The 6,657-nt window shown below is 69.5% G+C and carries 6 protein-coding genes, 1 pseudogene and 1 riboswitch; of the genes and pseudogenes, 3 read left to right on the forward strand and 4 right to left on the reverse strand.

Going from position 1 to position 6,657, the window contains the following annotated elements; genetic code table 11:
• Positions 1 to 977: hypothetical protein (locus tag ACMUOO_RS16010; protein WP_413855717.1), on the forward strand; the 977-nt coding region annotated here is incomplete at its 5' end.
• A gap of 18 nt (positions 978 to 995) precedes the next feature.
• On the opposite strand, the gene radC is transcribed toward ACMUOO_RS16010, so the two are convergent.
• The 4 genes from radC to thiB are packed head-to-tail and all read right to left on the reverse strand — an operon-like array spanning position 996 to position 5,033.
• On the reverse strand, positions 996 to 1,754 hold the full coding sequence (radC, locus tag ACMUOO_RS16015) for a RadC family protein (protein ID WP_301919705.1): 759 nt from the start codon (positions 1,752 to 1,754) through the stop codon (positions 996 to 998).
• A 51-nt stretch (positions 1,755 to 1,805) separates the two neighbouring features.
• Positions 1,806 to 2,507 carry an ATP-binding cassette domain-containing protein gene (locus ACMUOO_RS16020; RefSeq protein WP_301919704.1) on the reverse strand — a complete coding sequence of 234 codons (702 nt, stop codon included), beginning with the start codon at positions 2,505 to 2,507 and terminating at the stop codon, positions 1,806 to 1,808.
• Positions 2,494 to 4,062 carry a thiamine/thiamine pyrophosphate ABC transporter permease ThiP gene (locus ACMUOO_RS16025; protein WP_301919703.1) on the reverse strand — a complete coding sequence of 523 codons (1,569 nt, stop codon included), beginning with the start codon at positions 4,060 to 4,062 and terminating at the stop codon, positions 2,494 to 2,496. Before ACMUOO_RS16025 ends, ACMUOO_RS16020 begins: the two co-directional genes overlap by 14 nt.
• Positions 4,038 to 5,033 carry a thiamine ABC transporter substrate binding subunit gene (gene thiB, locus ACMUOO_RS16030; RefSeq protein WP_301919702.1) on the reverse strand — a complete coding sequence of 332 codons (996 nt, stop codon included), beginning with the start codon at positions 5,031 to 5,033 and terminating at the stop codon, positions 4,038 to 4,040. The genes ACMUOO_RS16025 and thiB overlap by 25 nt, the downstream gene beginning before the upstream one ends.
• 38 nt (positions 5,034 to 5,071) lie before the next feature.
• Positions 5,072 to 5,180, reverse strand: a riboswitch (TPP riboswitch).
• A gap of 181 nt (positions 5,181 to 5,361) precedes the next feature.
• On the opposite strand from thiB, the gene aroC reads away from it, so the two are divergent.
• On the forward strand, positions 5,362 to 6,465 hold the full coding sequence (gene aroC, locus ACMUOO_RS16035) for a chorismate synthase (RefSeq protein ID WP_301919701.1): 1,104 nt from the start codon (positions 5,362 to 5,364) through the stop codon (positions 6,463 to 6,465).
• Positions 6,462 to 6,657, forward strand: a pseudogene (locus ACMUOO_RS16040) (hydrolase); the annotation flags it as partial. The gene aroC and the pseudogene ACMUOO_RS16040, both read left to right, overlap by 4 nt.

The raw sequence follows: 6,657 nt of genomic DNA on the forward strand, positions 1-6,657 counted from the left end.
CGGAGCCGAGCAGTGTTCCCGTACCGGCCGTGACCGAGGCGCAGGCCCCCGTCGCGTCGGAACCGCCGACTGCACCTGCCGCCGCGGAGATCGTGGTCGCCGCCGCTGTCCCGGCGGCTCAGGAGCCAGCCGCTGCCCCCGCGTCGCCCGTCACGGCCTCGGGCCTTCCCGATCTGCCAAGGGCGGAGCCTGTGGCGCTGGTCGCGGATCTGCGGCTTGCGGGCCGGATCGGCGCGCTGGATGCGGGCTACACGAAGACCGACACAGCCGCGGATGCGAACTACAGCGTCTTCGGCATCGCCTGTGCGGATCCGATGCTCGCGCTCGAACCCTCGGCGCGCGGCATGGTGAAGTTGACGCTCGCCGCCCCCTGCTTCGCGAACGAACGGGTGACGGTGACGCATGCCGGGCTCGTCGTCGCCATGGCGACCGATCCGGCCGGCGATCTCACGATGATGCTACCCGCGCTCTCGGCCACGGCCAGGGTCGATGTCCGCTTCGCTTCGGGCGATACGGTAGCAGCGACGCAGGCCATCGGCGGGCTCGACGCGCTTGCCCGCATCGGCGTGCAGTGGCAGGGCATCGAGGGGCTCCGCCTTCATGCCTTCGAGAATGGCGCCGGCTTCGACATGCCGGGCCATGTCTCGGCAGCGGCACCGCGCGACCGGACCACCGCCGAGGGCGGCTTCCTCACGGTTCTCGGCGACCCCGAGGTGGACCATCCGCTCATGGCCGAAGTCTATACTGCTCCGGCCGGCACTTCCGTCAACGAAGTGATGCTCGAGGCCGCGGTGACCGAGACGACATGCGGACGGCTCCTGGCCGGCCAGGCGCTCCGCATGGTGCCGGGCGCCGCAACTGCGGTCGAGACGGTCAGCTTCGCCATGCCAGCCTGCGACGCCGTCGGCGATTCGCTCATGCTCGGCCTTGCCCCCGTAGCGGTTCCTGCCGTTGCAATGGTGACTGCCGGAGACTGACCCGGCAGGTGCCCGTGGTCAGAGGTAGCCGTCCGACCGGAAGCTCAGTTCGCGCGACTTGCCGATGATCAGGTGATCGTGCAGCACGATCCCCATGACGTCGGCGGCGTCGCGGATCTGACCCGTCACGAGGATGTCGGCCTCCGACGGTGTCGGATCGCCCGAAGGATGGTTGTGCACGAGGATCAGTGCGCTCGCGTTGAGTTCCAGCGCCCGCTTGACCACCTCGCGCGGATAGACAGGGACATGATCCACGGTGCCCTTCGCCTGTTCCTCGTCGGCGATGAGAACGTTCTTCCGGTCGAGGTAGAGGACGCGGAACTGCTCCGTCTCGCGATGTGCCATGGCGGTGCGGCAGTAGTCGAGAAGCGTCGTCCACGAGGACAGCACCGGACGATGCAGCACCTTTGCGCGCGCAAGGCGGTGCGCGGCGGCCTCGACGATCTTCAATTCCTGCACCACCGCCTCGCCCGCGCCCTTCACGGCGCGAAGCCGCTCGGCCGGCGCCGAGACGACGCGGTTGAAGTCGCCGAAAGTGTCGAGGAGAAGACGGGCGAGCGGCTTCACGTCCTGCCGCGGGATGGCGCGGAAAAGGACGAGTTCCAGAAGCTCGTAGTCTGGCACCGCTGCAGCACCGCCGTCCATGAATCGGGACCGGAGCCGCTGCCGGTGGTCGCGGATGTAGGAGGGCAGGCGGCCACCTGGCAGCACCGCTTCCGGCACCTCGTCGGCAGGAAATAGCAGCGGGGCTTCGTGAAAGGCGCGGGTCTGGCTCATGCCTGCAGCTTCCCGTCGCATGGTGAAGGAAAGGTTAACGCGCCTGCAAGGTCACCCGGGACGCCCGAGATAGGCGGCGAGCTCCTCCGGCGGATCGGCCATGAGCGCCGCCGTAGGCCGCGGGGCATGGGCGACACCGTCCGCCACCAGGACCGTCAAGCCGGCAAAGCGGAGCGCATCGGCGGGGTCGTGGCTGACCATGAGGACGGTCGCGCCGGTTTCCCCGGCAATGTCCGCCACCAGCTCCAGCATCTCATCCTTCAGCGCCGGTCCCAGGGCCGCGAACGGCTCGTCGAGAAGCATCAACGGCCGGGCCCGCAGCAGGACCCGCGCCAGCGCCACCCGGCTTTGCTGGCCGCCCGAGAGCGTGCCCGGCCGCCGATCGCCGAGCCCGTCAAGCCCGGTGCGGGCCAGCGCCTCGTCCACCCGCGCCCGGTCCGCAGCGGTCAGGCGCAGGTCGGGGCGGAGCCCGAGCCCGACGTTCTGGCTGACCGTCAGATGCGGGAAAAGGTTCTGGTCCTGAAACAGGATGGAGAGCGGCCGGAGGCCCGGCGCGGTGTCGGTGATGTCTTGCCCGTCCCAGCGGATTCGACCCGATTCCGGCCGAAAGAAGCCCGAGATCACCGAAAGCAGCGTGGATTTCCCTGCGCCAGACGGCCCGATGACGGCGACCCGCGCGGCCTTCGGGATGCTGAAGTCCGCCGCAAGGCGGAAGTCGTCCTGAGTGATGACCAGCCGGTCAAGTTCCAGCATCGGCGCGACCCCCCCGGTCCAGAAGCCAGAACGCCGCGAGACTGAGGGCGAGGAGAAGAACCGCCGCGCCGGCGGCGTCCTCCATCCGGTATGCTCCCATCAGCCGGTAAAGCTCCAGGGGAAGCGTTGCCCGGTCGGAATCCGCGAAAAGCGCGATGACGCCGAGGTCGCCCATCGACAGGGCCGCTGTCAGTCCGGCCGCGAAGCCCAGGGGTCGGCGCAGGCGCGGCAGGGTCAGAAGCCTGAGGCGCGCGAGGCCCGTCAACCCGAGGCTTTGCGCCAGCCGACCGTAACCCGCCTCGAGGTCGCGGGCGGGCGGTGTGAGGCTGCGAAGGGCGAAGGGAAGTGCCATGACGGCATTGACCGCCACCGTGACCGGAAGCGCAAGCGCCGCCGGGCTCGCCAACGGCCTCAGGATCAGGAACAGACCCGTCCCGGTGACAAGCGCCGAGGTGGCGAGCGGCAACATGCCCGCCGCCTCCAAGGTTCGCGCCCGCCCCGACCGCGCGACGGCAAGCGCCATCGGCAGCGCCAGCGCAAGTGTCAGCCCGGTGGACGTAGCCGCGACGAGGGCGGAGCGGCCGGCCGCCTTCCATACCGGGGCGGGGAGAGAGACGAGGCCGGGCATGCCGGAGAGGACGACGGCAGCCAGCGGTGCCAGAAGGAAGAGCGCAGGGATGCCGATCAGGCCGGCGTCGAGCCACCGTCGCGCGCTTCCCTGAGCGTCCCAGCGCGCGAAGGGACGGTCAAGGCCGGTTCCGAAAGCCGCGGGCACGGCGAAGCGTGCGGCCGCAAGCGCAGTGACGGCGCAGAGAGCAAGCTGCAGGCTGGCAAGCGCCGCCGCACGCGCGAGGTCGAAGTCGAAGCGGAATGCCTGGTAGATCGCAAGCTCCACCGTCGTTGCCCGAGGACCACCGCCGAGGATGAGCGCCGTTGCGAAACTCGTCAGGCAGAGCAGGAAAACGGTGGCGAAGATCCCGGGTGCGAGGGCCTTCAGCATCGGCCGTTCCAGATGCCGTGCGACCTCCGCCGGACCGAAGCCGAGCGCGGCGGCAAGCCGGAACCGTTCCGCCGGAATCGCGAGCCAGCCTTGCAGCAGGAGACGGACGGCGAGCGGCAGGTTGAAGAAGACATGGGCAAGGACGACCCCCCCCAGTCCGTAGATCGAGATGCGTCCGTAGCCGAGTGCGGCGACGCCATCGTTGAACAGCCCGCCGCGGCCGAAGATGGCGAGAATGCCCATCACCGCCACAACGACGGGCAGGATGAAGGGTGCTCCAAGGAGCGTGATGAGAAGGCCGCGGCCGGGGAACTGCCGCCGCGCGAGGGCGCGGGCGACCGGGATGGCGAGCGCCAGGCTGATCGCGGCGGAGAGTGTGGACTGGAGGAGGGTGAAGCGCACCGCCGCCCAATCGGCAGGTCCGAGCATGACGACACCGCCGGCGCGCGCCAGCACGGCGCCCAGCGGCACGACCGTGAGCGCGGCCACCAGCGCGGCCGCGCCCCCGGCGGCAAGCCGGAGCCAGGTGCCTAGCGGCTGAGCGCCGTCTGCCATTCGGCCAGCGCCGGGTCACGGACGGACACGGCCTCCTCGGGCGGGAAAAGCAGGGTCTTTTCGGGCTGGATCAGCGTCTCGAACCCCTTGGGGAGGCCGTCGGCCGGAGTCACCGCGGGATACATCCAGTTGGTCCCGGGAATGACGGACTGGAAGGCCTCGGTGGTCATGAAGTTCAGGAATCGGTCGGCCAGTTCGCTGTTCCGGGTGGACTTCAGTTTTGCTGCGACTTCGACCTGCAGGTAGTGTCCCTCGGCAAAGGGCGCCGCCGCCTTGGTGTCATCGCCCTCCGCGATGAGGTGGTAGGCGGGGGAGGTGGTGTATGAAAGCACCATATCCGCCTCGCCCTCAAGGAAGAGGCCATAGGCTTCGGACCATCCCGGCGTCACGGTGACGATGTTGTCGGCAAGCCCCTGCCAGATCTCCGCCGCCCGGTCGCCGTAGGCGCGTTTGACCCAAAGGAGAAGGCCGAGCCCGGGGGTGGAGGAGCGGGGATCCTCGATCACGATCTTCAGGTCGGACGCCGCAAGTGCTTCGAAATCGGCCGGAACAGTGTCGACCAAGGTCTTGTCGTAGACAAAGGCGAACCAGCCCCAGTCGTAGGGGAGGAAGGTCGGGTCGGTCCATTCGAGCGGCAGGGCGAAGCTGGCGGCGGTGGCCGGGCGCGGCGCGAAGAGGTCCGACGCGGCGGCGCGGGCGGTCAGGCTCGTGTCGAGGCCAAGCACGACGTCGGCGTCCGTCGCTGCGCCTTCGAGGAGGAGCCGCGCCAGAAGCGCCGCACCGTCGCCGGTCGCCACGAACTGCAGGTCGCAGCCACAGTCCGCTTCGAACGCCAGTTCCACAGCCGGGCCGGGGCCCCATTCGGCGACGAAACTGTCATAGGTATAGACCGTGAGCACGGGGGCAGCGGCCGCGGGTGCGGCGGCAAGAGATCCCGCGACAATCAGGGTCGAGACCTGGGTTGTTCTCATCTCGCTTCCTCCAATGGTCGGACGGGCGGAGATGGGGGCGCTCGCGGCCTGACCTTCCCTCCGCCGGTGCTAACCGGTTCAGGTTCGACGGGTTCGCTTTCGCATCTCAGTCCCGGACCTTTGTCCGGGACACCCCGAGGTGGCGCCGAGGATAGCGGTGGTGGGGCGGGTTGCAAGGGGAAACCGGATGACGGGCGCCGCGGCTTGCCCCCGGAACGGGTGGGGGCCTAGCGCGAGGAATTTCGCCCGAGGCGACCGAGGCGGGCGAGGGAACGCTTGAGCGGCGGCGCCGGCTTCGATATGGCGCTTGGGGCAAGGGAGCGTGCCCATGAGCCTCAATACCTTCGGCCATCTTTTCCGCGTGACGACCTGGGGCGAAAGCCACGGGCCGGCGCTCGGCGCGACCGTGGACGGCTGCCCGCCCGGAATCGTGCTGGCGCCGGCGATGATCCAGCATTGGCTCGATCGCAGGAAACCCGGGCAGAACCGCTTCACGACGCAGCGCCGCGAACCCGACGAGGTACGGATCCTCTCGGGCGTGTACGAGGGGCGGACGACGGGCACGCCGATCCAGCTTATGATCGAGAATACGGACCAGCGGTCGAAGGACTACGGCGATATCGCGCGCACCTTCCGCCCCGGGCACGCCGACCTCACCTACTGGCTGAAATATGGCATCCGCGACCCGCGCGGCGGTGGCCGCTCCTCGGCGCGCGAGACGGCGGCGCGGGTCGCGGCCGGCTCGGTCGCGCGCGAGGCGCTGAAGGCTCTGGCACCGGGCGTGAAGATCACCGGCTACATGGTGCAGATGGGCCGGCTCAGGGCCGACCGCGACCGCTTCGACCCGGAGGAGGTGGAGCGCAACCCCTTCTGGTGCCCCGATGCGGCCGCTGCGGCGATCTGGGCCGAGCATCTGGACGAGCTGCGCAAATCCGGCAATTCGGTCGGCGCGGTGGTGGAGGTCGTGGCCTCGGGCGTGCCCGCCGGTCTTGGCGCGCCGATCTACGGCAAGCTCGACAGCGATCTTGCCGCGGCGATGATGTCGATCAACGCCGTGAAGGGGGTGGAAATCGGCGCGGGTATGGCGGCGGCCGAGCTGACCGGCGTCGAGAATGCCGACGAGATATTCATGGGGAATGACGGCCGGCCCCGGTTCTCCTCGAACCACGCGGGTGGCGTCCTTGGCGGCATCTCCACCGGGCAGGATGTGGTCGTGCGTTTCGCCGTGAAGCCCACGTCATCGATCCTCACACCCCGCAAGTCGATCACGCTCGCCGGCGAGGAGGCCGAGGTCGTCACCAAGGGCCGCCACGATCCCTGCGTCGGCATCCGGGCCGTGCCGGTCGGAGAGGCGATGATGGCCTGCGTAATCCTCGATCACCTGCTGCTCCATCGCGGACAGGTCGGCGACGGCGGGGGGCGGATCGGATGAGCATCGCCGCCCTCCGCATGGCGCTGCGCGAGGCGCTGGCGCAGGAGACGGCGGGCGGGGATTCGGCGCATGACCTCGCACATTCCGACCGTGTCTGGATGCACGCGCGCACGATTGCCCACGGCGAGGGGATGGCGCCGTCGCGCATCCTTCTCTGCGCGGCCTATCTCCATGACCTCGTGAGCCTGCCGA

This window comes from Albidovulum sp. (assembly GCF_041919395.1).
Taxonomy (GTDB): domain Bacteria; phylum Pseudomonadota; class Alphaproteobacteria; order Rhodobacterales; family Rhodobacteraceae; genus Albidovulum.